The organism is Streptomyces sp. SP17BM10 (genome assembly GCF_036322405.1).
Lineage (GTDB): Bacteria > Actinomycetota > Actinomycetes > Streptomycetales > Streptomycetaceae > Kitasatospora.
Map to the genome: position 1 here is coordinate 35879 of NZ_JAQYXB010000565.1, position 24753 is coordinate 60631.

General features: G+C 73.7%; 22 protein-coding genes. 12 read left to right on the top strand and 10 right to left on the bottom strand.

What is annotated here, in order from left to right; translation table 11 throughout:
* Positions 1–9: 9 nt before the first annotated feature.
* Positions 10–501, bottom strand: coding sequence for a carboxymuconolactone decarboxylase family protein (locus tag PUR71_RS15050; RefSeq protein WP_329927489.1), 492 nt, complete (start codon positions 499–501; stop codon positions 10–12).
* Between the two features lie 177 nt (positions 502–678).
* Between PUR71_RS15050 and PUR71_RS15055 the strand changes: the two genes are divergently transcribed.
* From PUR71_RS15055 to pdxR, 5 genes are all read left to right on the top strand, one after another.
* Positions 679–1446: an NRDE family protein gene (locus PUR71_RS15055; RefSeq protein ID WP_329927490.1), complete on the top strand. Its 768-nt coding sequence runs from the start codon at positions 679–681 to the stop codon at positions 1444–1446.
* Between the two features lie 99 nt (positions 1447–1545).
* Positions 1546–1737: a hypothetical protein gene (locus PUR71_RS15060; protein ID WP_329927491.1), complete on the top strand. Its 192-nt coding sequence runs from the start codon at positions 1546–1548 to the stop codon at positions 1735–1737.
* A 137-nt stretch (positions 1738–1874) separates the two neighbouring features.
* Positions 1875–2795, top strand: a complete 921-nt coding sequence (locus PUR71_RS15065) for an undecaprenyl-diphosphate phosphatase (protein ID WP_329927492.1) — start codon at positions 1875–1877, stop codon at positions 2793–2795.
* A 65-nt stretch (positions 2796–2860) separates the two neighbouring features.
* Positions 2861–3385 (top strand): STM3941 family protein, encoded by a 525-nt coding sequence (locus PUR71_RS15070; RefSeq protein ID WP_329927493.1) that lies wholly within the window; start codon positions 2861–2863, stop codon positions 3383–3385.
* Positions 3386–3393: 8 nt separating this feature from the next.
* Positions 3394–4845 carry a MocR-like pyridoxine biosynthesis transcription factor PdxR gene (gene pdxR / locus PUR71_RS15075; protein WP_329927494.1) on the top strand — a complete coding sequence of 484 codons (1452 nt, stop codon included), beginning with the start codon at positions 3394–3396 and terminating at the stop codon, positions 4843–4845.
* A gap of 70 nt (positions 4846–4915) precedes the next feature.
* Here pdxR and PUR71_RS15080 read toward each other — a convergent pair whose 3' ends face one another.
* From PUR71_RS15080 to PUR71_RS15120, 9 genes are all read right to left on the bottom strand, one after another.
* On the bottom strand, positions 4916–5089 hold the full coding sequence (locus PUR71_RS15080) for a DUF6126 family protein (protein ID WP_329927495.1): 174 nt from the start codon (positions 5087–5089) through the stop codon (positions 4916–4918).
* A gap of 10 nt (positions 5090–5099) precedes the next feature.
* Positions 5100–5735, bottom strand: a complete 636-nt coding sequence (locus PUR71_RS15085; RefSeq protein WP_329927496.1) for a helix-turn-helix domain-containing protein — start codon at positions 5733–5735, stop codon at positions 5100–5102.
* Positions 5736–5811: 76 nt separating this feature from the next.
* Positions 5812–7524, bottom strand: coding sequence for a pyruvate dehydrogenase (locus PUR71_RS15090; RefSeq protein WP_443077452.1), 1713 nt, complete (start codon positions 7522–7524; stop codon positions 5812–5814).
* Positions 7525–7657: 133 nt separating this feature from the next.
* Positions 7658–10066 (bottom strand): glycoside hydrolase family 65 protein, encoded by a 2409-nt coding sequence (locus tag PUR71_RS15095; protein WP_329927498.1) that lies wholly within the window; start codon positions 10064–10066, stop codon positions 7658–7660.
* Positions 10063–10809: an HAD family hydrolase gene (locus PUR71_RS15100; protein WP_329927499.1), complete on the bottom strand. Its 747-nt coding sequence runs from the start codon at positions 10807–10809 to the stop codon at positions 10063–10065. Before PUR71_RS15100 ends, PUR71_RS15095 begins: the two co-directional genes overlap by 4 nt.
* Before the next feature lie 236 nt (positions 10810–11045).
* Complete coding sequence (locus tag PUR71_RS15105; protein ID WP_329927500.1) at positions 11046–12785, bottom strand: LCP family protein; 1740 nt, start codon at positions 12783–12785, stop codon at positions 11046–11048.
* Positions 12786–13030: 245 nt separating this feature from the next.
* Complete coding sequence (locus PUR71_RS15110) at positions 13031–13459, bottom strand: nuclear transport factor 2 family protein (protein ID WP_329927501.1); 429 nt, start codon at positions 13457–13459, stop codon at positions 13031–13033.
* Between the two features lie 8 nt (positions 13460–13467).
* A complete protein-coding gene (locus PUR71_RS15115; RefSeq protein ID WP_329927502.1) occupies positions 13468–14412 on the bottom strand; it encodes an NAD-dependent epimerase/dehydratase family protein in 945 nt (314 codons plus the stop codon).
* Positions 14413–14432: 20 nt separating this feature from the next.
* Complete coding sequence (locus PUR71_RS15120) at positions 14433–17222, bottom strand: non-ribosomal peptide synthetase (RefSeq protein ID WP_329927503.1); 2790 nt, start codon at positions 17220–17222, stop codon at positions 14433–14435.
* A 668-nt stretch (positions 17223–17890) separates the two neighbouring features.
* On the opposite strand from PUR71_RS15120, the gene PUR71_RS15125 reads away from it, so the two are divergent.
* The 7 genes from PUR71_RS15125 to PUR71_RS15155 all read left to right on the top strand — a co-directional run bounded on the left by PUR71_RS15125 (position 17891) and on the right by PUR71_RS15155 (position 24706).
* The gene (locus PUR71_RS15125; RefSeq protein ID WP_329927504.1) at positions 17891–18670 is read left to right on the top strand and encodes a helix-turn-helix transcriptional regulator; all 780 of its coding nucleotides are present in this window, start codon (positions 17891–17893) and stop codon (positions 18668–18670) included.
* Positions 18671–18995: 325 nt separating this feature from the next.
* Positions 18996–19802, top strand: coding sequence for a LuxR family transcriptional regulator (locus PUR71_RS15130; protein WP_329927505.1), 807 nt, complete (start codon positions 18996–18998; stop codon positions 19800–19802).
* Positions 19803–20054: 252 nt separating this feature from the next.
* The gene (locus tag PUR71_RS15135) at positions 20055–20978 is read left to right on the top strand and encodes an ACP S-malonyltransferase (RefSeq protein ID WP_329927506.1); all 924 of its coding nucleotides are present in this window, start codon (positions 20055–20057) and stop codon (positions 20976–20978) included.
* Positions 20979–21042: 64 nt separating this feature from the next.
* Positions 21043–21801, top strand: coding sequence for a thioesterase II family protein (locus PUR71_RS15140; RefSeq protein ID WP_329927507.1), 759 nt, complete (start codon positions 21043–21045; stop codon positions 21799–21801).
* A 202-nt stretch (positions 21802–22003) separates the two neighbouring features.
* Positions 22004–22258, top strand: a complete 255-nt coding sequence (locus PUR71_RS15145; protein WP_329927508.1) for an acyl carrier protein — start codon at positions 22004–22006, stop codon at positions 22256–22258.
* A 34-nt stretch (positions 22259–22292) separates the two neighbouring features.
* Positions 22293–23558, top strand: coding sequence for a beta-ketoacyl-[acyl-carrier-protein] synthase family protein (locus PUR71_RS15150; RefSeq protein WP_329927509.1), 1266 nt, complete (start codon positions 22293–22295; stop codon positions 23556–23558).
* Complete coding sequence (locus PUR71_RS15155) at positions 23555–24706, top strand: beta-ketoacyl-[acyl-carrier-protein] synthase family protein (RefSeq protein ID WP_329927510.1); 1152 nt, start codon at positions 23555–23557, stop codon at positions 24704–24706. Before PUR71_RS15150 ends, PUR71_RS15155 begins: the two co-directional genes overlap by 4 nt.
* Positions 24707–24753 lie beyond the last annotated feature (47 nt).

The window sequence follows — 24753 nt, forward strand, 5'->3', positions numbered from 1 at the left end:
CGCTCCCCCTCACTTCGCGGCCGGGCTGAGGCGCGAGGTCACGCCGATCCGGTTCCAGGCGTTGATGGTGGCGATCAGGCCGATCAGCTGGGCGAGTTCGGCCTCCTCGAAGTGGGCGGCGGCCTCGTCGTAGACGGCGTCCGGCACGTGCCCCCGGGTCAGCAGGGTGACGGACTCGGTGAGCGCCAGGGCGGCGCGCTCCTTCGCGGTGAACCACGGGGTCTCGCGCCAGGCCGGCAGCGAGATCAGGCGGTGGTCCTGCTCGCCGCCCTTCGCGGCGTCGGTGGCGTGCATGTCGATGCAGAAGGCGCAGCCGTTGATCATCGAGGCGTGGACCTTGACCAGCTCGGCGAGCCGGGGGTCGAGGCCGGTCCGGGAGGCGCGGTCCACGGCGATCATCGCGGAGTAGTACTCGGGGGCGAGCCGGTGCATCGCGAGGCGCTGGGCGGGCGCCGGGACCGGCGCGCCGGTGGTGCTCGCGGTCTCGTTCGTCGTCGTCATGATCACCAGCGTAGGGACGGAATGGCCCTACGGCATGGTGCATTCAGCCGTGGTGTTCTTGGGCCACTTCCCCGGTCCGTTCTCCGGGGCCCACCGGTGTTCCGGTGGGCGAACTGGCGTGCGAGGATCGCTGAAACGGGACGGAACCAGGGGGACAGGATCGTGTGTACGGCGTTCGTGAGCATCGAGCCCGGGTCGGCGGTGCCCCTCCTGCTCCTCGCCGTCCGGGACGAGTACCTCGGGCGCCGCTGGCTCCCGCCGGCCCGCCACTGGCCCGAGCACCCGGAGCTGGTCGGCGGGCTCGACCTCGCCGCCGGCGGCACCTGGCTCGCCGCCGACCCCGGGCGGCGCACGACCGCGTGCTTGCTCAACGGCTTCGGGCCGCTCGCCCCCGCCGGGACGCGGCTCTCCCGCGGCCGGCTGCCGCTGACCGCGCTCCGCGAGGGCGGCGTCGGCCACCTCGACCTCACCCCGTACGACCCGTTCCACCTCGTGCTGGCCGGTCCCGACGGCGCCCGGGTGGCCAGTTGGGGCGACGGGCGGCTCGTCGAGCACCCACTGCCCACCGGCCTCAGCGTCGTGCTCAACGACGGCCCGGAGGGCCTCGCCCACAGCCGGACCACCTCCGAGCGGATCCGCGCCCTGATGGCCGCCCGCGCCGCGCACTTCCGGGCCCGCTTCGAGGCCGAGCCCCGGCCCGAGCCGGGCGCCCACGGGACCGTCGAGGACGCGTGGGGCGCCTGGCTGCCCGTCGTCCGCGGGGACGGGCTCGCGCCGGACGACGACGCGGCGCTCGTGCAGCGGCGCGACTTCGGCGACGGACGGATCTGGGGCTCGTCCTCGATCTCGCTGCTCGCCCTCGGGCCGCAGCGGCTGCGCTACGACTTCGGGCCGGCCACGGTCGCCGCCGGGCAGGCGGCGTGGCGGCGGGTGCCGCTCGGCTGAGCCGGGACGGTTCCGCGGCCCGTCGGCGAAAAAGCGCTTGAACCTGCCGCAGCGGGAGGTTGCATCGTGGTGCTCCGTCGACCCCGAGGGAGCACCACGATGAACCGCCCCCGCCCCGCGGACGTCCTGACCGCCGCCCTGCTGGTGACCGGCACCGCGCTCGTCGCCGCGGGCGCCGCGCTGGCGCTCAGCCACGCGGCCGAGCACGCCGTGTCGTCCGGGGCGCTGCTCGCCGTGTGGGTGCACGTGCTGCTCGTCCACGCGCGGGTCGCGCACCCGGCCGCCGCCTGAACGGGCGCTCTGCCGCGCCGGATTGCGGCGAGACGTCCACTCGATGAACTTCCGGCCTCAGGCCTGCCGGGCGTCTACATCCCCGTAGTAGCTTCGCCGGGGCTCCCCCTGATCAGATCCCCGAGCGAAGGTGCGCGATGTCCACCCTGACCTACCCGGAAGCGATAGGCGTCGGCCTGCTGCAGGGTGTGACGGAACTCTTCCCGGTCTCCAGCCTGGGCCACAGCATCCTGCTGCCGGCGATCATCGGCGGGAAGGTCCAGCACGACCTGGACATGACCGCCGAGGGCTCCCCGTACCTCTCCGTGCTGGTCGGCCTGCACCTCGCCACCGCGCTCGCGCTGGTGGTCTTCTTCTACAAGGACTGGCTGCGCGTGATCGGCGGCCTGTTCAGCTCGATCCGCCACCGCCGCGTGGAGACCCGCAACGAGAAGCTCGCCTGGCTGCTCATCGTCTCCACGATCCCGGTCGGCATCGCCGGCCTCGCCTTCGAGAAGGCCCTGCGCAACGCGCTCGGCAAGCCGGTCCCGGCCGCCGTCTTCCTCGCCCTCAACGGGCTCGTGCTGCTCGGCGCCGAGCGCCTCAAGCGCGGCGGCACCGGCCGCCGGCGGGCCGGGCACGCCGCCCCGGAGCCCGACGAGCCCGGGCTGGACCCGGCGATCGCCTCCGACCACCGGATCGCCCGGCTCGGTTACCGGCGGGGCACCTGGATCGGCGCCGCCCAGATCCTCGCGCTCTTCCCCGGCATCAGCCGCTCCGGCGTCACCATGAGCACCGGCATCCTGCGCGGACTGCACCACGAGGACGCCGCCCGGTTCTCCTTCCTGCTCGCCACGCCGGTGATCATCGCCGCCTCGGCGCTCAAGGTGCCCGAGCTGTTCAAGCCGGAGAACTCCGCCGTCCTCGGCCCGGTCGTGGCGGGCAGCATCGCCGCCTTCGTCGCCGGGTACGTGTCGGTGCGCTTCCTCACCAAGTACTTCGAGACCCGCAGCCTGACGCCGTTCGCCGTCTACTGCTTCGTGGCCGGCGTCGGCAGCGCGGTCTACCTCTCGCTCTAGGGTTTCACGACGGGCGGGCATCCCGGGTCCGGCGGGTCCCCGGGTGGGCGCTACGGTGACCGGCCATGATCAACGAAAGCCTTCCTCCGACCGTCTACGCGCTGTCGAGACGCAACGTTCTCCTCCTCCTGCTCGCCTCGATCGGGTTCACCGTCGGCGGCGCGGTGCTGCTGTGGCACCACGCCACCCTCAAGGGCCTCGTCGGGGGCGCGCTGGCCGTGCCGTTCTTCGGGTTCTGCTCCTTCGTGCTCCTGCGCCGGCTCGTGCGCAACCGGCCCGAACTGGTGCTGGACGCCGACGGCCTGGAGCACGTCCAGCTCGGCCGCATCGGCTGGGCCGAGATCGCCGGCGTGCGGCTCCGCACGATGAGCGTCCGCGGCAGCTCCCAGCAGATGATCGAGGTCGTCCTGCACGACCCGGACGCCTACCTGGCCCGCGCGCCCCGGCTCGTCCGTGCGAGCGCCGGCCCCAACCGCTCCCTCGGGTACGGACCGGCGAACATCGCCGCCAACGCCCTCCCCGTCCCGCTCGAAGAGGTCCTCGCCGCGATGCACCGTCACCACCCGCGGCTCGGCGGCGACGCGGGATAATCCCGTCGATGAGCACTTCGTGGAGCGCGTTCGGCGGCGACCTGCACCTCGACCTCACCGGGCGGCGCGCCGCCGGGACCGGGCTGCGGGCCGCCCTGGAGGACGCGCTGCGCGAGGCCGTGCAGGACGGACGGCTCGCCCCCGGCACCCGGCTGCCCTCCTCGCGGGCGCTCGGGGAGGACCTCGGGATCGCCCGCAACACCGTCGTCGAGGCGTACGGCCAGCTCACCGGCGAGGGCTGGCTCACCTCCCGGCAGGGCTCCGGCACGACCGTCGCCACGGGGGTCCCCCCGGCCGGAGGCTGGGGGAGGACCGCGCCCCGGCCGCCCGTGCACCGGACCGCCCGGCCGCTGCCGGAACGCCCCGCCGCGCGGCACGACCTGATGTCCGGCCGGCCCGACCTGTCGCTCTTCCCGCGCACCGCCTGGCTCGCCGCCGCCCGCCGGGCGCTGGCCACCGCGCCGCACGAGGTCCTCGGGTACGGCTCGCCGCTCGGTCGCCCCGAGCTGCGGGAGGCGCTGACCCACTACCTGGCGCGCGTGCGCGGGGTCCGCACCGACCCGGACCACCTGCTGGTGTGCGGCGGCGTGACGCAGGGCCTGGGGCTGCTGTGCGCGGCCCTGCGGGACCGCGGGGCCGACGCCCTCGCCGTCGAGGCGTACGGCCTGCCGCCGCAGCACGCCGTCGCCCGGGCGGCCGGGCTCGCGACCGTCCCGCTCCCGCTCGACGACGCCGGGGCCCGGGTGGACCTGCTCGACGACCGGGTCGGGGGTGTCCTGCTCACCCCCGCCCACCAGTTCCCCACCGGCGCGCCGCTCGCCGCCGACCGGCGCGCGGCGGCGGTGCAGTGGGCGCGCGAGCACGACGGGTACGTGATCGAGGACGACTACGACGGCGAGTTCCGCTACGACCGGCAGCCGCTCGGCGCGATGCAGGCCCTCGACCCCGAGCGCGTGGTGTACGCCGGGACGGCCGCCAAGAGCCTCGCACCGGGCCTGCGGCTCGGGTGGCTCGCCCTGCCGGACGCGCTCGTCGAACCGGTCGCCCGGCTGAAGCAGCTCACCGACATCATGGCGCCGGTGCTCGACCAGCTGACGCTCGCCGAACTGATCGCCTCCGGGACGTACGACCGGCACGTGCGGCGCTGCCGGCTGCACTACCGGCGCCGCCGCGACCGGCTGGTGGCCGCCCTCGCCGAACACGCCCCGCACGTCCGCGTCACCGGCATCGCGGCGGGGCTGCACGCGGTGCTGCGGCTGCCGCAGGACGGGCCGTCGGAGGCCGAACTCCTGGCGCGGGCGGCGGCGGCCGGGGTCTCGCTCAACGGGCTCTCGTGGCACCGGGCGGACGGGGCCGCCGCCGACGGACCGCCGTCGCTGGTGATCGGGTACGGCGCTCCTGCGGAGCACGCGTTCCCGGCCGCGCTGGCGGCGCTGTGCGGGTTGCTGCGCGAGCGATGACGTGCGGCGTGCCGCGTGGCGGCTGCGTGCGGATCCGGGCCTTCCGCTCCGCCCGGCCCCCTGGCCCCGACTACTTGTTCCGGCCGCCCAGTTCGAACAGGAGCATGATGAAGCCGGCGAAGGCGTGGATGCCCGCGGTGTAGATGACCAGGCGGACGGCGACGCGGCGGTTGGCCCACTTGCCGGCGTCGATGGTCTTGGGGGCCTCGGGGGTCGAGGTGTGGGTGGTCGGGTCAGCGGCCATGGGTGTCTCCTCAGTGCGGTGCGGCAGGCCCGCCGCCGAGGCAGAGTTCGCCGCCGGGGCTCTGCAGCAGGGTGTGGACGAAGAGCAGCTCGACCCCGTGCGCCGACTCGGCGGCGATGCAGTGGGGGGTGAGCGAGTCGAAGTGGGCGCTGTCGCCGACGGCCAGGTGGTGGACGCGGTCGCCGAGGGTCAGCCGTAGGGCGCCCTGGAGCACGTACAGCCACTCCTCGCCCGGGTGGACCCGGACGACGGCGTCCTGCACGCCCGGCGGCACGTGGACCCGCAGGGCCTGCATGGCCCGGCCGGGGGCGCCGGCCCGCCGGTAGCCCCAGCCGCCGGCCCGGCCGGGCTCGATGACGCCGCCGCGCACCACCGGGTCGGGTTCGGTCATCGCCTCGCCCAGCAGCCCGGAGACGGACGTGCCGTAGGCGCGGGCGAGGCCGAGCAGGACGGGCAGCGACGGCTGGCGCCGGCCGGTCTCCAGCCGGGACAGATAGGCTGGGGACAGCCCGACCCGGGCGGCCGCCACCTCGAGGGTGAGGCGGCTGCTGTGCCGGTGCTCGCGGAGCCGGGCGGCGAGGCCGGCGACCTCCTGGTCGTCGAACTGCTCGCCTTCGGCGGGGGCGCCGGTGGAGCTGGTGGTCATGTGACCAGTGGACACCCCGCATGCCGCAGGGGCAAGGAATTTGCCTCCTGGGCAAACCCGCGGAGCCGCCCCGGGCTCAGGGCCGCGGGATGTTGCGCAGGTTGCTCCGGGCCAGGTCGATCATGCGTCCCACCCCGCCGGAGAGCACCGTGCGCCCGGCCGCCAGGGCGAAGCCCTTCAGCTGGGCGGCCGTGATGTGCGGCGGGATGGACAGCGCGTTGGGGTCGGTGACCACGTCGACCAGCGCGGGCCCGGGCCGCTCCAGGGCCTCGGCCAGCACCTCCCGCACCCGGGCCGGCTCGGTCACCCGCTTGGCCGGGATCCCCATCGCCCGCGCGATCCCGGCGTAGTCCACGTCGCCGTTGTCGATCTGCCACTCGGGGTAGCCGGAGACCAGCATCTCCAGCTTGATCATGCCGAGCGCGCCGTTGTTGAAGACCACGGTCTTCACCGGCAGCCGGTGCTTGGCCACCGTGAGCAGCTCGCCGAGCAGCATGCCGAGCCCGCCGTCGCCCGCCATCGCGATCACCTGCCGCCCGGGGCAGGCGAGTTGGGCGCCGATCGCGTGCGGCAGGGCGTTGGCCATCGAGCCGTGCAGGAACGAGCCGATCACCCGGCGGCGGCCGTTCGGCTGGAGGTAGCGGGCGGCCCAGACGTTGTTCATGCCGGTGTCCACGGTGAACACCGCGTCGTGGGCGGCCACGTCGTCGAGCACCGAGGCGACGTACTCGGGGTGGATCGGCAGGTGCGCCTCGATGTCCCGGGTGTAGGCGCCGACGACGTCCTCCAGCGCCTTGCAGTGCTTGCGCAGCATCTCGTCCAGGAACGACCGGTCCGGCTTCGGCTCCAGCAACGGCAGGACGGCCCGCAGGGTCGCGGCGACGTCCCCGTGGACGGCCAGTTCCAGGACCGTCCGGCGCCCCAGCCGGGTGGCGTCGTGGTCGACCTGGACGGTGCGGGCCTGCGGGAGGAAGGAGTCGTACGGGAAGTCGGTGCCGAGCAGCACCACCACGTCAGCCGTGTGCAGGGCCTCGTGGCAGGCGCCGTAGCCGAGCAGGCCACTCATCCCGACGTCGTACGGGTTGTCGTGCTGGATCCACTCCTTGCCGCGCAGCGAGTGGCCCACCGGCGCGCACAGGGCCTCCGCCACGGCCAGCACCTCGGCGTGCGCGTCGCGGACGCCGGCGCCGCAGAAGAGGGCCACCCGGCGGGCCGAGTTGAGCAGTTCGGCGAGCGCCTGCACCTGCGACCAGGGCGGGGCGGCGACGGCCTGCTCGGTCAGGAAGTGGCCGCTGCCGGTCGGGCCGGCGGCGGGCAGCGCGGCGACGTCCCCGGGGAAGGCGAGCACGGAGACGCCGCGGGCGCCCAGCGCGTGCTGGATCGCGATCCGCAGCAGGCGGGGCAGCTGGGCCGGGGTCGAGAGCATCTCGCACCAGCCGCTGCAATCGGTGAACACCCGCTCGGGGTGGGTCTCCTGGAAGAACCCGGTGCCGATCTGCCCGGACGGGATGTGGGAGGCCAGCGCGAGGACGGGCAGGCCGCTGCGCTGGGCGTCGTACAGGCCCTGCACGAGGTGGGTGTTGCCGGGGCCGCAGGAGCCGGCGCAGACCGCGAGCCGGCCGCTGAGCTCGGCCTCGGCGGCCGCGGCGAAGGCGCCGGCCTCCTCGTTGCGGACGTGCACCCAGCCGATGCCCTCCGCCCGGCGGATGGCGTCGACCACCGGGTTGAGGCTGTCGCCGACGACGCCGTAGACCCGCTCCACGCCGGCCTGCCGGAGCACCTCCACCATCTGTTCGGCCACGCTCGCCACGGGGTCTCCTCGATCGGCTGCCGGATGACGCGGGACACCTGCACCCTCCGGGGAGGAGGGCGCAGGTGCACGACCGGCGGGCCGAACGGGTGAACGGGGAGGCGGGCCCGCGTCACTCCGCGGCGAGGTGGTCGGGGTTCTGGCCGACCTTGCCCGTCGCGAGGCCGGCCTGGGCCTGGCGGCGGGCGGGTTCGCGGCCGGGGGGCTGGGCGCAGCGCTCCTGGGCGGGCGGGACGGTGGTCGGGAGGGTGACCGGCTCCCCGGCCTTGAGCTGGACAGTCTCGCCGTCGTGCCACAGGTGCATGACCTCGCCGCGGCGCAGCACGTAGGTCGTCCCCTCGTGGGTGATCTCGACCTCGAGCAGCATGCCGCGGACCATCAGCGAGAAGCCGAGCTTGGTGAGTCCGGCGGGCAGTCGGGGCCGGAAGGAGAGCGTCTCGCCGTGGTCGCGCAGGCCGCCGAGGCCGGCCACGAGGGCGATGCAGGCCCCGGCGAGGGAGGCCATGTGGAGGCCGTCGCCGGTGTTGCCGCCGAGGTCGTGGAGGTCCATGAGGGCGGCTTCGGCGGTGTAGTCGTACGCGAGGTCGAGCTGGCCGACCTCGGCGGCGATGACCGCCTGGGTGCAGGCGGAGAGGGAGGAGTCGCGGACGGTGAGGCGCTCGTAGTAGGCGAAGTTGCGGGCCTTCTGCTCGTCGGTGAAGGCGTCGCCGCGGACCTGCATGGCGAGCACGAGGTCGGCCTGTTTGACGACCTGCTTCCGGTAGAGGTCGAAGTACGGGTAGTGGAGCAGCAGCGGGTACTTCTCGGGCGGGGTGCGCTCGAAGTCCCAGACCTGGTGGTGGGTGAAGCCGTCGGCCTGGGGGTGGACGCCGAGGCTCTCGTCGTACGGGATGTACATCGCGGCGGCGGCGTCGCGCCAGGCGGCGGTCTCCTCGGTGTCGACGCCGAGGAGGGCGGCCTCGCGGGGGTGGCGGCCGGCGGCCTCGGCGGCGGCGCGCAGGTTCGTCTGCGCCATGAGGTTGGTGAAGACGTTGTTGTCGGCGATGGCGCTGTACTCGTCGGGGCCGGTGACGCCCTCGATGCGGAACTTGCCGGCGGTGTCGTGGTGGCCGAGCGAGCGCCACATCCGGGCGGTCTCGACGAGGAGTTCGAGGCCGTACTCGCGCTCGAACTCGTCGTCGCCGGTGGCCCGGACGTAGCGGGCGACGGCGGCGGCGATGTCGGCGCCGATGTGGAAGGCGGCGGTGCCGGCCGGCCAGTAGCCGGAGCACTCCTCGCCGCGGATCGTCCGCCAGGGGAACACCGCGCCGTCCAGGCCGAGTTGGGCGGCGCGTTCGCGGGCGAGCGGGAGGGTGGTGTGCCGCCAGCGCAGGGCCTGGTTGACGGCGGCGGGCAGGCAGTAGGTGAGGACCGGCAGGACGAAGGTCTCGGTGTCCCAGAAGCTGTGGCCGTCGTAGCCGGGGCCGGTCAGGCCCTTGGCGGGGATGGCGCGCTCCTCGCTGCGGGCGCCGGCCTGCAGGACGTGGAAGACGGCGAACCGGACGGCTTGCTGGAGTTCGACGTCGCCCTCGATCTCGATGTCGCTGGTCTTCCAGAACTCCCGCAGGTAGTCGGCCTGTTCGGCGACGAGGCCGTCCCAGCCGGTGTACCGGGCGGCGGTCAGCGCGGCCTCGACCTGGTCGCGGACGGCGGGCAGCGAGCGGGTCGCGGACCAGCCGTAGGACATGAACTTGACCAGCCGCAGCCGCTGTCCGGGTTCGAGGACGGTGGTGACGCTGATCCGGCACTGGTCGGCGCCGGCCTCGGCGACGGTGTCGAGCCGCTCGGGGCCCTCGATGACGTGGTCCATGCCGGCCGCGACCCGGATGCCGCTGTAGCGGGTGCGGTGCACCAGGACGGCCTTCGTCCCGTCGGCGTGGTGGGCCTCGGGCTGGAGGGGTGCCTCCAGGACGGCGGCGGCGCGCGGGTCGCCCTCGGGGCCGCCGGGGAGCTGCTCGTTGGCGACGAGTTCGGACTGGAGGACGATGCGCACCGGGCCGTCGACCGCCTCGACCGAGTACTCGACGGCGGCGATGGCGCGCTGGGTGAGCGAGACGAGCCGGGTGGAGCGGACCCGGATCGTGCGGCCGGCCGGGGAGGTCCACTCGGCCTCGCGGTGCAGCAGGCCGTCGCGGAAGTCCAGCCAGCGCTTGTGGCCGAGGAGTTCGCCGTAGCGCAGGTCGAAGGGCTCGTCGTCGACGAGCAACCGGATGATCTTGCCGTTGGTCACGTTGATGACGCTCTGGCTGGACTCCGGGTAGCCGTAGCCGCCCTCGCCGTAGGGCAGCGGGCGGAGCTCGAAGACGCCGTTGAGGTAGGTACCGGGCAGGCCGTGCGGCTCTCCCTCGTCGAGGTTGGCGCGCAGGCCGATGTGGCCGTTGGAGAGCGCGAAGACGGACTCGGCGCGGGCCATCGAGGCCGGGTCGAGGCCGTGTTCGGAGATCTGCCACGGCTCGACGACGAAGGTGCCGGACACGGTCATGCCTGCTCCCCCAGCAGTTCGGCGAGGTCGTCGACGACCACGGTGGCGCCGTCCCGGCGCAGTTCGCCGGCCTGGCCGGTGCGGTTGACGCCGACCACCGCCCCGAAGCCTCCGGCCCGGCCGGAGGCGACGCCGGCGAGGGCGTCCTCGAAGACGGCGGCGTGCGCGGGTTCGACGCCGAGGACCCGGGCCGCGTACAGGTAGGTGTCGGGGGCCGGCTTGCCGGGGAGGTCCTCGCGCTTGGCGACGATCCCGTCCACGACCACGTCGAACAGGTCCTCGATGCCCGCCGCCCGGAGCACGTCCCGGCAGTTGGCGCTGGAGGAGACCACGGCGCGGGGCAGCCCGAGCTCGCGCAGGCGGCGCACGTAGGCCACCGAGCCGTCGTACGGCTGCACGCCCTGCTCGCGGATCATCCGCAGGACGGTGTCGTTCTTGGCGAGGCTGATCCCGTGCACGGTGGGGGCGTTCGGCGGGTCGTCGTCGGTGCCCTCGGGCAGGTCGACGCCCCGGCTGTGCAGGAAGGCACGGGTGCCGTCGAGGCGTGGACGGCCGTCGACGTAGGTGTCGTAGTCGGTGACGGCGTCGAAGGGGACGAACTGCCCGCCGGTGCGGGCTGCTTCGGCGCGCAGGAAGGTGTCGAAGGTGTCCTTCCAGGCCGCGGCGTGCACGACGGCGGTCTGGGTGAGCACTCCGTCGAGGTCGAAGAGGAAGGCGCGGATGTCGTCCGGTAGGCCCAGCATGGGTGCAGTCTTACCCGGGATCGGTCCGTGATGCCCGGAAAACCGACGGTTTTCCGGCGGCGCGTCGCGGGACGGGGCTCGGGACCGGGTCCAGGACGACGATCGACCCGCGGCGGCGGTGTCGGTCCGGAGGGCGGTCTCGGGCACGGGTCCGCCTTTCGTGGCCCCCGTGGCCGCGATGGCACGACCCCGGGACGGACGCGTCCCGGGGTCGTGCGAGCGGTGTGCGGGCGGGATCAGCCGCCGCTGCCGTAGGTGGTGTTCGCGCAGATGTCGTCGTCCGCGGAGCGGGCGTCGTTGGTGACGGTGGTGGGCAGCGGGGCCGGTGCGGCCGGGGTCCCGGCCGCGGGCGCGCTGCTGGAGCCGGTGGCCGCGCCGGTGCCGGCGCCTGTGGCGGCGGCGAAGTCCTGGCCGACGATCACCGAGATGCCCCGCGAGCTGCTGGCCTCCAGGCTGGCGCCGGGGAACAGCGCGGCGACCTTCTCGGCGTTCGCCTTCTGGCCGGCGCTGTACTCGATCGTGGTGGTCCTGTACTTCGTGCTGGCCGCCTGGCCCGCCGTGGTGGCCGAGAACTTGGCGGCCTTCAGCTGCTCGGTCGCCTTGCCGGCCAGGCCGTTGGTGACCGTGCCGTTGTAGACGGCCACCTTCACGGCCTCGTTGGAGGGGTCACCGGCCGCCGGGGCGGCCGAGCTCGGCGCGGCGGGCTGCGGCGAGCTCGGGGCGGCGGGGGCGCCGTCCTGCTGGCCGGTGGCGTTCTGGCCGTCGATGGTGTGGTCGGCCTTGAGGGTGTCCCAGAGCTTCTGGGCGTCCGGCTGGACCAGGTCGATGTTGGCGTCCTGGGTGCGGTAGCGCCAGGGGGCCGTCACGAACTTGAGGTTGTGCATGTCGATGTTCTTCAGCGACAGGCCGAAGGACAGCAGCTTGTCGGCGGAGCTCAGCCCGGGGTCGACGGTCAGCGACTTGGTCGCGGCGTCGGCGAGCGGGAGCAGGTTGGTGGGGCTCAGCCCCTCCGTCTTGACCTTGGTGGCGAGCGAGCTCATGAAGGCCTGCTGGCGCTTCATCCGGCCGATGTCGGAGCCGTCTCCGATGCCGTGCCGCAGCCGCACGTAGTCGAGCGCCTTCTGCCCGTCGACGGTCTGCTTGCCCTGCGGGAGGACGAGCTCGCCCTTCTTGTGCAGGTTGGGGTTGATGTCCCCCTCGTAGATGGCCTTGGGCAGGCACACGTCGACGCCGCCGACGGCCTTGGTCATCGAGGAGAAGCCGTTGAAGTCGACGACGATGGTGTGGTCGACCCGGATGCCGGTGAGCTTCTCGATCGTGTTCTGGGTGCACGCGGGGTTGCCGGCGTCGGTGCCGCCGACCGAGAAGGCCGCGTTGAAGAGGTCGTTGCCGGCCTTGGTCCACTTGCCGTTGGGCAGCTTGCAGGACGGGATCTGGACGATCGCGTTGCGCGGGATGGAGATGCCGACGGCGTGCTTGTGGTCGGCGTAGACGTGCAGCAGCATCGTCGTGTCCGAGCGGGCGCCGCCGTCCTCGCCGCCGCCGAGGTCGGAGTTGGAGCCGCCGCGGCTGTCGGAGCCGATGAGCAGCACGTTGACCGGCCTGTTGCCGTCCGCGTCGGCCTGGGCCTCGGGCGGGCGGTCGGTGGCTATCGCGTCCGCGTCGAAGGACTTGATGTTGGCGTTCAGCTTGAAGTAGATCGCGCCGCCGGTGCCGGCGAGCAGCACCAGGACGCCCGCCGCCGACCAGGCGACGATCTTCTTGACGTTCTTCTTCGGCTTCCGGCTGTTGCGGGCCGCCGCGCGGCCGCCGCCGCCCGCGGGCGGGGCGCCCTTGCCGCCCTTGCCCTGTGCGGCCCGGCGGGCCTCGGCCCGTCCGCCGGCGCGCGGCTGCGGGACGGCGCTGCCGCCGTCCGTGGTGGCCGCGTCGGGCGCGTCCTCGCCACGAGCCGGGCTCTCGCCCCGTTTGCCTGCCATCCGCGTACCTTTCACCGCCGGAAGCGCTGCCCGTGATGATCGGGCACACCGTACTCTGGGAGACGGTCGGGACCGCACCCGGGTTGCACAATACGAAGGCCATATAAGAACCACGGCCATCACCGGAGAATACAAGCCGGTCGATCGCGCACCGTGTGACCAAGGTCTCCGCGCCGGCGGCGCGGTGCGGGCGGGAGCCCGGCCCGCCGTGCGCGAACCGGGATCCCGGGAGGTGGGGCGGGGTCTCAGCTCTCGATCACCCGCCGGAAGAGCACGGTGTCGAAGACGTCCTCCATGCGCACCGCGCGGCCGCCGCGCAGGGTCCAGGAGTGGATGAACGGCAGCGTCACCGTGGTGCCGCGCTTCGAGGTGACCTCGCGCACACCGAAGACCACGACGCGGTCCCCGGCGGCCACGAACTCCTGTGGTCGCAGGCGCATCCCGCCGAGCACGGAGGGCACCTTCGCGAGGAACTCGCGCACACCCGCGTGGCCGTGCTTGGTGCCGCCGAGGCCGTACTCGGCCATGCCGTCGGGGTGCACCCACTCGACGCGCGGATCGAGGGTGTCCAGCAGCGCGGCGACGTCGCGGTCGTGGAAGGCCCGGTAGGCGCGCTCGATCAGGGCGCGGCTGCCGGTGGTCGTGGCAGTGGCGGTGAGAGCGGTGTCGGTCATGTCGGTCCTCATCCCTTCGTCGCCACGCGGCGGCCGTCCAGGTACTGCGGGTACATCACGCGCAGGGTGCGCTCGATGCCGTCGCGCCAGTCGACGGTGCACGGGCCGGTCAGCTTCCGGCGCAGCGTCGGGTCGAACCGGTACGTCTCGCGGGTGACCTCGCTCGGGACGAGGTTCGCCGTCACGCCGGTGAGCCGCTCGAGGTGGCGGATGCAGTCGGTGATGCCGACGGACTGGTCGCCGCCCCAGTTGACGACGGTGGCCGGGGCGGCGGCGGCCTCCCAGAGGCGGGGCACCTGGGCCACCAGGTCGTCGGTGTGCAGCGGGGAGCACCAGTTCTGGCCCTCCAGGGGCACCTGGATCGGCTGTCCGGCCAGCATCGCCTTGAAGTACAGCATCGGCACGCCGCCGTAACTTCCGGGACCGTAGGCGATGTTGAGCCGGGCGATGGTGGTGGGCAGGGCGAGCACCCGGGCGAAGGCGCGCACCGCGCCCTCGGTGGCGAGCTTGCCCATCGGGTAGGCGGGCAGCCAGTCGGCGGAGCCGTCCACCGGGTCGTCCTCGGTGTAGGCGTGGTCGAGGGTCCGCCGCTTGTAGAGGGCGCCGGTGGAGACGAACAGGAACGCCTCGGCGCTGCGGCAGTGCTCCATCAGGCGGCCGGTGGCGACGGCGTTGATCTCGGCGGTGGCGTTGAAGTCGCCGTCCTCTCCGCGGTGGACGGCGGAGTGCAGGACGTGGGTGAAGTCCCGCGGCAGGCCGGCGAGCGCCGCCTCGGAGCCGTCGGCCATGTCCCAGTGCCGGGTGCGGATGCCCCGGTCGGCCAGCGCCCGTTCGACGCCCGGTGTGCCGAACCGGCCGATGCACCAGACCTCGGCGTGTTCGGCGAGCGCCTCGGCGACCGGCCGGGCGACCTGCCCGGTGCCGCCGGTGATCAGGATCTTCTTCCCCCGCATGGTGCTGCTGTGCTCCTTCGTCATCGGTGCGCGGCCCGCCGGCGGGCCAGTTCGTCGGCCCCGGCGAGCGCGCGGTCCAGTTCGCGGCGCAGGACCGCCTGGAAGGCGGACACGTGGCGCGGGCCCATCAGGGTGTAGTGCTCGCCCGGCACCTCCAGGTACCGGTTCTCCTCGCGGGCGTGCTCGTCCCAGCGGCGCAGCTCGTTGTCGAGCCACTCCTGGCGGGTGCCGCGCAGCGGGAGCGCGTGGAACACCGTCATCGAGCGGACGTCGCCGCTCGGCCGGTAGTCCCGGCCCAGGCCGGTGAGGGTGTCGGCGATCTCCGCCCAGGCCGCGAAGCGGTCGGCGTCCAGGTCGAGTTCGGCGAGCCGGTGCGGCGGGGCGAGGGCGAGCAGCCGGGCGGCCTGCTCCTCGCGCGGCAGGTGCCGCAGGGTGTCGGGGAGTTCGACGGACTGCTTCTTGTCGATCAGCTCCAGGAAGAGCGCCAGGTGGGCGGCCGTCTCGGCGTGCCCCAGCTCCTCCATGCGGTACTTGATGTGCGGCGGCAGGTTGAAGCTGCCGACGAAGTCGACCCGTTCGCCCCGCGCCTCCAGGACCTTGGCGATCTCGAAGGCGACCGCGGCGCCGTAGGAGTACCCGGCGACCGCGTACGGGCCCTCGGGCTGTTCGGCGCGGATCGCGTCGACGTAGGTGTCGACCATCTCCTCGAAGGAGACGAAGGGCTTCTCGCCGTCGTTGAAGCCGCGGGCGCGCAGCGCGTGGAACGGGCGGTCGCCGACGAAGTACCGGGCGAGGTTGACGAAGACCAGCACCTCGCCGACGCCCGGGTGGACGCAGAACAGCGGGGTCTTGTCGCCGCCGGTCTGCATCGGCACCAGCGGGTCGTAGGGCCGGGCGGCGGCGCCCGGGGCGGCGGCGGGCTCGGCGAGGCGGGCGGCCAGGGCGCGGACGGTCGGCGCGGTGAGCAGCGTGATGACCTCCAGGCCGGTGACGCCGAGTCGCTCGGCCACCCTGGCGCGCAGCCGCAGGATGTCCAGCGAGGTGCCGCCGAGGTCGAAGAAGCCGGCGGTGGCGCTGATCGCGGCCGGGTCGCAGTCGAACAGCTCGGCGTAGATCGCGGCGAGGGCGTGCTCGACCGGGCCCTCGGGCGCGGTGTACCCGCCGAGCATGCGCGTCGTCAGGTCGCGGACGGCGGACTGCTGCCCGGTGTACGCCCCCTCCTCCAGGCGGCGGCGCATCAGGGCGCGCTGGATCTTGCCGAGGCTGGTCTTGGGGAAGGCCTCGGCGGGCAGCGGCAGGACGAGGGCCGGCCGGAAGCCCCAGTGCGCGACGACGGTCGCGCGGACGGCGGTGAGCACCCGGTGCAGGGCGTTCTCGTCGCCCTCGGGCAGCTCGGGGTGGAAGGCGATCACCAGGTGCTCGGTGTCGCTGCCCGCCGGGCGGGTCGGGAAGGCGGCGACGTAGGAGCGGGCGACGCCGTCGAGCTGTTCGAGGACGGCCTCGACGTCGTGGCTGAAGTGGCTGACGCCGTTGACGATGACGCTGTCCTTGCTGCGCCCGACCAGGGTGAGCCGGCCCCCGTCGATCCGGCCGAGGTCGCCGCTGCGCAACCAGCCGTCGGCGGTGAAGGCCTCGGCGGTGGCCGCCGGGTTGCGGAAGTAGCCGCCGGTGATCATCGGGCCGGTGAGCTGGAGCTCGCCGACCGCGCCCGCGGGCAGCGGGCGGTCGTCCGGGCCGGCGATGCGGACGGACAGGCCGGGGACGGGGGTGCCGAGGTTGGCGAACTCGGCGCCGCGGTCGGTGGCCGGGAAGCCGCGGCGGGAGTAGACGCTGCCGGCGCAGGTCTCGGTCATGCCGAAGGCGGGCCACAGGGCGTCGCCGGCGAGGCCGTACGGTGCGAGCCGCTTCAGAAACGTTTCTCCGGTGCTGACCAGGACGGCCTCGCCACCGCTGATGATCTGCCGGACCCGGCTCAGGTCGATCCGCTCCTCCTCGTCCTCCAGCCGGTCGGCGGCCGCGGCGACCAGACCGAGCAGGAAGTTCGGCGCGAAGGTCATCGTCACGCCGTGCCGGGACACCAGCCGCGGGAACTCCAGCGGGTCGGCGAGCACCGCGGCGGGGGCGACGTGCAGCTGGCGGGCGCCGACCGACAGGGGCAGCAGGTGGCACTCCAGAAGCGCGGCGACGTGGTCGAAGGAGACCCAGTTCAGCGTGATGTCGGTGGCGTCCAGCCGGTGCGCGGCGTTCTTGGCCGCCATCGAGGCCAGCAGGTTGGCGTGGCTGAGCATGACGGCCTTGGAGTCGCTGGTGGACCCGGAGGTCAGCATCAGCACGGCGGTGTCCCCGGGGGCGGCGCGGTGCAGCTCCCCGGCGGGCTCCGCGGCCAGCTCCTCCAGGACGGCGAGCGGGCGGTCCGGGTCGGGCGGGAGGACGGCGGCCAGGCCCGCGGTGGTGACCGTCAGCGGACCGTCCAGCAGGGCGCCGACGTGGGCCAGCTGGGCCGCCCAGCGCTCCGGGTCGGCGGCGGCCGGCGCGGCCAGCGGGCACGGGACGAAGCCGCCGAGCACGGCGCCCCAGAACGCGGGCAGGAAGTCCTCGGCGCGCTCCAGGATCAGCACCACCCGGTCGCCGGGGCGCAGGCCGCGGGCCCGCAGGCCGGTCAGGACGCGCCGGGCGGCGTCGAGCAGGGCGGGGTAGGTCCGGTCGGCCGGTCCGGCGCCGGCGGTGCCGGTACCGTGGCCGATGCCGGCCGAGGGATGCCGCTCGGCGATGTCCAGCAGCAGGTCGGTGAGGTTGGTGGGACGGGTCACGGGCCGTCTGTCTCCTGGCTTCGGGGCGCGCCGGGGCAGCCCGCCTGGCACGCCGAACAGGGGTTGAGGACCACAGGGGTGCGGATGCCCGCAGCGTGGCGCGACCGGACGGTTCAGCGCGGGGACGCCGGCGACGGCTCCGCGGACCACCGCGCCGTCGCGCCGGTGGCCCGCCGGGCCGGCAAAGTCATGGGTCGAAAAGTCCCCGTCTGACGTATGGTCACGTCGCTTACCGTAAGGTCGGACAAGTCCACGTCAGCCGGGCGAGTTCAGGGTTGGCCGGAAGGGGACAGGGCCGCGACCGGCGGTGAGGGGCGGGCTACTTCTCGTGAGGAAAACGGAATGCCGATCCTTCCTTTCCGGCGCCCGAGTGCAGGTTGATGCCAGGGCGCCTGGAGAATCGCCAGGTCGGTGGTGGGAAAATCCCGGCCTGATATATGCCCGTCGCCCCGTCCTCCGCGACGCCCTTCGCGCCGTTCTCGCGACGCCCCCGCCGAGTGCCGGCCCAAAGGCCGTTGACCTGCGGATTTGAGCAAAGGTTGACTGACTTCGAACGTGCGAACTACTGTCGGCCACAGGTGGTCTGATCAGGTGTCATCTGACATGTTCTTGATTAAACAGTTGAACGGCGAATGAACGGAAAGACCACCACCGTAAGGGGGACGCAAGTGACCAGTGCAGCCGGTTCGCCGAACGGCCCTGGCCAGGAGGAATCGACACCGGGCGATCATGCCGCGCACGTCGAAAAGACCCTGCTCCAGGCGCGGGAACTGATCGAGTCCACGGTCTCCCTCTACCGGCAGCGCCCGGACCAGAGCCCCCCCGCCCCGCACACCGACGTCACCGCCCTCGGCGAGGCCGTCGAACAGCTCGTGCACGGCGCCCGGCACTCGGTCTGCGTCGCCGTCACCGGCACCGGGCCCTTCGAGCAGATCGCCCGCGACGCCCTGACCGCCATGCGCCCCGGCACCGTCGTACGGGTCCTCTGCGCCCCCGGCGTCGCCGACTGCTCCCTGGCCAAGCTCGCCCACGCACCCGGCGCCCGCTTCGAGATCCGCGTCTCCGAGGCCGACCTGCGCGACATCGTCATCTCCGACGGCGCCGCCGCCCTCGTGCGCGCCGCCGCCGGCAACGCCAAGGGCCAGGCCACGCTGGTCAACGACCGGGCCGCCGTCCGCGCCCTGGAACTGCTCTTCGCCGGCGCCTGGTCGCTCGGCCGCAAGCTCGACGACCACCTCGCGCTCAGCCCCCGCCTGCTCGGCGACCTCACCCGCAGCATCCTGGAGCGGCTGCGCAGCGGCTACACCGACGAGGCGGCCGCCCGCGACCTCAGCATGTCCCTGCGCACCTACCGGCGCCACGTCGCCGAGATCATGCGCGAACTCGGCGCCAGCTCCCGCTTCCAGGCCGGCGTGCGCGCGGTCGAGCTGGGCCTGCTCAACGAATGAGAGCCTGTCGTGCGACCCCCGTCGTCCGCCCGCAAGGGCGGGCCGTGCGGCGTTGGGGTGCGTGCATCGCAAGGCGGAGGAGGGCGTCCGTGCGGTGGGGCACCTCCCGGCCGCCAGGCTGGGGGACATAGGCGACCGACGACAGCGCGGCGAGGCGCGTGCCCCGGCGCCGCACGGCAGACGGGGATTCGAAAACAGGCTCTTCGGCGCCCCTGCGGGCCCTGCGCGGCAGGGCCGGGCGCCGTCCCCGACCACACGGGGAGGACCGCGGCCCACCAGCCGCGGCGCAGCGAGCAACACCAACGGGGAAACTGGTGAGTACGACGTGCCCATCGAGGCAGAGGACGAACTGGAAAGAGCACTCCTGGAAGTGCGGGCGCTGATCGAGTCGACGGTGGCGATCCACCGCGACCGCAGCCACAGGGCCCAGCAGATCGCCACGGTCGAGGGCGGCTACCAGGCGGTGCTGGACAGCGCCGCCGCCCTCATCCGCAGTGCCGTGCGCAGCATCGACATCGTGCACGCGCGGATGCCCGGTGCCGAGGAACAGGAGCCGGGGCTCAGCGAGTTCGCCGAGCGAAGACTGATCTACGGCGCCGCCGAGAGCATCGCCGTGCGGCTGCTGACGAACCCCTCGATGATCGACGAGGACTTCGTGCGCGAGCAGCTCGCCAAGGAGCGGCCGGTGGCGATCCGGGTGGCCCGGGTGCCCCCGCTGCAGGCGCTGCTGGTGGACGGCACGACCGCGCTGGTCGTCGCCGAGTCGGCGACCGGTGTCCGGGCCTCGGTCATCCGCGAGCCCAAGGTGGTCTTCACCCTCGGCTCCCTGTACGAGAGCGTGTGGCGCAACGCCGTCCCGGCCGGCGAGCGGATCGTCTTCGGCGACCGGGACCGGGCCGCGCTCGCCCAGCAGATCCTCGGCGCGCTGCGGGCGGGCGTCACCGACGAGGTCGCCGCCCGGGAGCTCACCGTCTCGGTGCGCACCTACCGTCGGCACGTCGCCGAGATCATGGCGATGCTGGGCGCGCAGTCCCGCTTCCAGGCCGGCGTGCGGGCCGCCGAACTCGGCCTGCTGCGGCCCGCCCGGCCGGGGCCCGGCGGCGGCAACCCGGGCGGCGGCCCGGGCGCCTGAGGCCGGAACGGACCACCGGGCACCGGGCGAGTGGCAGCTTCCTGAAGGGGCTGTTGCCGCTCCCCCGGCGCCCTCGGTTGTATGGGCCGCGGAAAGGGGGGCGGGTGCCGCACGCACCCGGAATTCCCCTTCCCGATGGCCTGCCGTACTCCCCCGAAACCGCCGGCCGTCGGCGCGGGGACCCGCCCTCCGGAAAACCTCCGGTGGCGGGCCCCCGCCCCCACCGGTGAATTCGGCGCGGAAGGCGGGTCAATGGACCAGAACCCGATCGGTCTGGTGTTCCCCGGCCAGGGGACGCAGAAAGCGGGAATGGGCGAGCCCTGGCGGGAAACCCCGTCCTGGGAAATCGTCACGGCGATCTCCGGGGTCACCGGGGAGGACCTCGCGGAACTGCTCCTCGACACCCCGGACGAACACCTGCGGCGCACCGACCTGGCGCAGCTCGCCGTGTTCACGGTGGCCATGGTCGCGTACGCCGAGGCGGTGCGCCGCGGCGCGCTGGACGGGCCGGTGGCCGCCGTGGCCGGCCACAGCCTGGGCGAGTACGCCGCGCTCACCGCCGCCGGGGCGCTCACCCTGCCCGACGCCGCCGCGCTGGTGGCGGCCCGCGGCCGGGCCATGCGGGACGCCGCCGACGAGCGCCCCGGCACCATGGGCGTCCTGGTGGCCGCCCCGCTGGAGCAGGTCGCCGAACTCACCGACCGGCTCCGGGCGCAGGGCGCCGAGGTGTGGGTCGCCAACGTCAACGCGCCCGGCCAGACCGTGGTCTCCGGCTCCGCCGAGGGCATCGAGCTGATCGGCGCCGAGGCGCCCTCGATCGGCGCCAAGATGATCCGGCTGTCCGTCGGCGGTGCCTTCCACAGCCCGTACATGGCGCCCGCCGCCGAACGGCTGCGCACCGCGCTCAAGAACACCGCCTTCGCCCCCGCCCACCTGCCGGTCGTCGCCAACGCGGACGCCCGCGCGTACGCCGGGGACTGCGACTGGCCCGCCCTGGCCACCCGCCAGCTCACCTCTCCGGTGCTCTGGGAGCCCTCCGTGCGCACCCTCACCGACGAGCTCGGCTGCCGCCGGCTGGTCGAGATCGGCCCCGGGAAGACCCTGGCCGGCCTGATCCGCCGGATCGCGCCGGAGACCGGGGTGGTGTCGCTGAACAGCCCGGCCGCACTGGGCTGACCGGGGCCGGCGCAGGGGTTCCAGGGCGGGCCCCGGCACCGAACCCGACAAGGAGGACCACCCGATGACACAGGCCACCGAGAGCATCTGGCTGCGCCGCCACCCCACCGAGGCGCCCCCGCGGCTGCGGCTGCTCTGCCTGCCGCACGCCGGCGGCTCGGCCGGCTTCTTCCACGGCTGGGGGCGCGCCTTCGGCGAGGACGTCGAAGTCCTCGCCGTGCGCTACCCCGGCCGCCAGGAGCGGATCGCCGAGGACCCGTGGACCCGCCTGGAGGACCTCGCCGACGCGATCACCGCCGAGCTCACCCCGTACCTCGACACCCCGCTCGCCCTGTTCGGCCACAGCATGGGCGCCACCGTCGGCTACGAGATCGCGCTGCGCCTCGCGCAGCGGCACGGCATCGCCCCGGCGCTGCTGGCCGTCTCCTGCCGCAAGGCCCCGCACCTGCTCACCCCGCGCACCGCCGCCTTCGCCACCGACGACGAACTGCTCGCCGCGGTCGGCCGGATGGGCGGCACGGACGCCGCGCTGTTGGCCGACGAGGACCTGCGCGAACTCGTCCTGCCCGCCATCCGGGCCGACTTCCGGGCCGTCGCCGGGTACGCGCCGCGCCCCGGCGTGCCGCTGCCCTGCCCGGTGGCCGGCTACGTCGGCGACGGCGACCCGGACGTCGCGCCGGACGAGGTCGCGGCCTGGGCCGAGATCGCCCCGGCCGGCTTCGGTCTGACCGTCCTGCCGGGCGGCCACTTCTACCTGGTCGAGCAGCGCGACGCGCTCGTCGCGGACCTGCGCGACCGGCTTTCCGCGGCCGTCCGCCGCTGAATTCCCGGACGCCGGTGGCAGGTTGTTGCAGCCGCCGTTGTGGGCCCGGAAAGCGGGCTCGCAGAATTCCATCCGCACGGCCGTTCGATCCGGCGCGACATCGGGCGCCGAATCCCGCGGCACGTCCCGCACCACATCCCGCACCACATCCGCATTGCATTCCGCACGGCCCGGGAACACGGGCCGGACAAAGGAGAGAACCATGACCACCGCCACCCGCGACGAGCGCCTCGAAACCATCAAGGAAATCGTCTGCGACATTCTGGAGATCGAGGAGGACGAGGTCACCGAGACCAGCCTCTTCAAGGAGGACCACGACGCCGACTCGCTCCGCGCGATCGAGATCCTCGCCGCCCTGGAGAAGGAGTTCGGCGTCGTGATCAACCAGAGCGAGCTGCCCCGCATGGTCAACCTCGAGGGCGTCTACGAGGTCGTCTCGGAGCCGGCCGGCTGGTAGTCCCGACAACGCTGCGACGGATGGGGAGGTCGCCATGACGGCGGCAGGAAACGGCACCGGGCACACCGGGCCGCAGCGGCACCGGGTGGTGCTCACCGGGCTCGGGGTGGTGTCCAGCATCGGCCTCGGCGTCCGGGAGTTCCTCGCGGGGCTCCGCGAGGGCCGCAGCGGGGCCCGGCCGATCACGGTGTTCGACACCGAGGGCTTCGCCCACGCCAACGGGTGCGAGATCACCGACTTCGACCCGCGGGACTGGATCCGCACGCTGGACGTCGAACAGCTCGGCCGGGCCGCGCAGTTCTCGACCGCGGCGGCCCGGATGGCCCTGGAGGACTCCGGCCTCGACCTGGCGCGGCTGCGCGGCCGGCGCGGGCTCGTCTCCATCGGCACCACCGACGGCGAGAGCTACGACCTCGACCAGCTGGTCGAGCGCGAACTCGCGGACGGCACCGGCACCTTCGACCCGACGGCCGCCCGGCGGGTGCCGGCCGGGCGGCTGTCGGCGGCCATCGCCCAGGAACTGGGGCTGACCGACGTCGAGGCGCTGACCATCCCGACCGCGTGCTCCGCGGGCAACTACGCCATCGGCTACGGCTTCGACGCCGTCAGCTCCGGCGAGGCGGAGTTCGCGTTCTGCGGCGGCGCGGACGCGATGTGCCGCAAGACCTTCACCGGCTTCTACCGGCTCGGCACCATCGCCCCCGACCGCTGCCAGCCCTTCGACGTCGACCGCAAGGGCATCCTCACCGGCGAGGGCGCCGGCGTGCTCGTCCTGGAGCGGCTGGACTCGGCGCTGGAGCGCGGAGCCACCATCTACGCCGAGGTGCTCGGCTACGGGCTGAACTGCGACGCCCACCACCAGGTGGCACCGGACCGGGACAGCGTCGCCGAGCTGATGCGGCTCGCCCTGGACAACGCCGGCGTCAAGCCGCAGGAGGTGGACCTCATCTCCGCGCACGGCACCGGCACCAAGGCCAACGACATCACCGAGGCCGGCGCCATCCGGCAGGTGTTCGGCGACACCCCGCCGCGCACCGTCTCGATGAAGTCGATGCTCGGCCACAGCATGGGCGCCGCCAGCGCACTGGGCGCGATCGGCTGCGCGCTCGCGATCCGCAACCGGTTCATCCCGCCCACCATCAACCACGTCACCACCGACCCCGAGTGCGACGTCGACTGCGTGCCCAACCAGGCGGTCGAGGCCGACCTGCGGATCGTCCAGAACAACGGTCTCGCGTTCGGGGGCAACAACGCGGCGGTCCTGCTCGGGCGGTACGACGCGACCAAGGAGGCGTCATGACGATCCGCCCCATCATCGGGATGGGCGCCGTCGCCGCCACCGGCTCCGGTGTCGGCGAGCTCTTCGAGAACCTGTGCGCGGGCGTCAGCGGCCGCGCCGAGCTGCGCGGCTTCGACCGCACCAGGTTCCGCGCCCAGCACGCGTACGAGGTCGACGACCGCCCCGCCCCGGGCGAGGACGTCCCGGGCCGGGCGAGCCGGCTGCTGCACGAGGCGATCGCCCAGGCCGCCGCCGACGCGGGCCTCGGCGAGGACCTGTCCGGCATCCCGATCCTGGTCGGCACCGGCCTGCGCGAACTGCGCTCGCTGGAGCTGTGGTGGGCCGACGGCTCGCCGTTCGCCGACTCCGGTCTGCACTTCGGCACCGGCCTGAGGGAACGCTTCAACGCCGACGTCACCCACACCTTCTCCAACGCCTGCTCGGCCTCGCTGTACGCGCTCGCCCTGGCCGGCGACCTGCTCGACCAGGAGGGCCCGGACGCACCCGACACCGTCATCGTCGCGGGCGTCGACGTCCTCACCGAGTCCATGTACGGCCTGCTGGAGCGCGTCCACGCGACGCCGCCGGACCGGGTGCGGCCCTTCGACCGCAACCGCACCGGCGTGCTGATGGGCGACGGCGCCGCCGCGATCGTGCTGCGCCGCACCGAGGAGGGCGCCCCGCAGGTGCACGCCAGGCTGCGCGGCGTCGCCGTCAACTGCGACGCCTTCCACGTCACCGCGCCCTCCCCGGAGGGCATCGCCGAGGCCATGCACGCCGCCCACCGGCTGGCCGGCGTCAAGCCCGCCGACCTCGACCTGGTGATGGTGCACGGCACCGGCACCCTGCTCAACGACGAGGCCGAGGCCACCGCCCTGGCCGCCGTGCTCGGCGACGACGCCTCCGGTCCGCTGATGACCGCGGTGAAGTCGATGACCGGCCACACCTCGGGCGCCTCCGGCCTGATCAATCTGATCGTCGGCGTCCGGGCCCTGAACGAGGGCCGGGTGCCGCCGACCGTCGGCCTGGAGGACCCGGTGGACGAGGCCGCGAAGTTCAGCTTCGTCACCGGCGAGGCCGCCACCGACCGGACGCTGCGGCTCGCGCAGCTGAACGCCTTCGGCTTCGGCGGCATCAACGCCGTGGCCATCGTGGAGGGGACCCAATGAGCGAACGAGGTGAGCTCGTCATCAAGAGGTGCGCACGGGTGAACGCC

Coding starts and splice junctions, on each gene's coding strand:
- PUR71_RS15080 (WP_329927495.1), bottom strand. CDS start 5,089: ATGGCCGCTGACCCGACCACCCACACCTCGACCCCCGAGGCCCCCAAG.
- PUR71_RS15155 (WP_329927510.1), top strand. CDS start 23,555: ATGACGATCCGCCCCATCATCGGGATGGGCGCCGTCGCCGCCACCGGC.
- PUR71_RS15085 (WP_329927496.1), bottom strand. CDS start 5,735: ATGACCACCAGCTCCACCGGCGCCCCCGCCGAAGGCGAGCAGTTCGAC.
- PUR71_RS15070 (WP_329927493.1), top strand. CDS start 2,861: ATGATCAACGAAAGCCTTCCTCCGACCGTCTACGCGCTGTCGAGACGC.
- PUR71_RS15140 (WP_329927507.1), top strand. CDS start 21,043: ATGACACAGGCCACCGAGAGCATCTGGCTGCGCCGCCACCCCACCGAG.
- PUR71_RS15135 (WP_329927506.1), top strand. CDS start 20,055: ATGGACCAGAACCCGATCGGTCTGGTGTTCCCCGGCCAGGGGACGCAG.
- PUR71_RS15145 (WP_329927508.1), top strand. CDS start 22,004: ATGACCACCGCCACCCGCGACGAGCGCCTCGAAACCATCAAGGAAATC.
- PUR71_RS15115 (WP_329927502.1), bottom strand. CDS start 14,412: ATGCGGGGGAAGAAGATCCTGATCACCGGCGGCACCGGGCAGGTCGCC.
- PUR71_RS15065 (WP_329927492.1), top strand. CDS start 1,875: ATGTCCACCCTGACCTACCCGGAAGCGATAGGCGTCGGCCTGCTGCAG.
- PUR71_RS15110 (WP_329927501.1), bottom strand. CDS start 13,459: ATGACCGACACCGCTCTCACCGCCACTGCCACGACCACCGGCAGCCGC.
- PUR71_RS15095 (WP_329927498.1), bottom strand. CDS start 10,066: ATGACCGTGTCCGGCACCTTCGTCGTCGAGCCGTGGCAGATCTCCGAA.
- PUR71_RS15060 (WP_329927491.1), top strand. CDS start 1,546: ATGAACCGCCCCCGCCCCGCGGACGTCCTGACCGCCGCCCTGCTGGTG.
- PUR71_RS15150 (WP_329927509.1), top strand. CDS start 22,293: ATGACGGCGGCAGGAAACGGCACCGGGCACACCGGGCCGCAGCGGCAC.
- PUR71_RS15050 (WP_329927489.1), bottom strand. CDS start 501: ATGACGACGACGAACGAGACCGCGAGCACCACCGGCGCGCCGGTCCCG.
- pdxR (WP_329927494.1), top strand. CDS start 3,394: ATGAGCACTTCGTGGAGCGCGTTCGGCGGCGACCTGCACCTCGACCTC.
- PUR71_RS15105 (WP_329927500.1), bottom strand. CDS start 12,785: ATGGCAGGCAAACGGGGCGAGAGCCCGGCTCGTGGCGAGGACGCGCCC.
- PUR71_RS15100 (WP_329927499.1), bottom strand. CDS start 10,809: ATGCTGGGCCTACCGGACGACATCCGCGCCTTCCTCTTCGACCTCGAC.
- PUR71_RS15090 (WP_443077452.1), bottom strand. CDS start 7,524: ATGGTGGAGGTGCTCCGGCAGGCCGGCGTGGAGCGGGTCTACGGCGTC.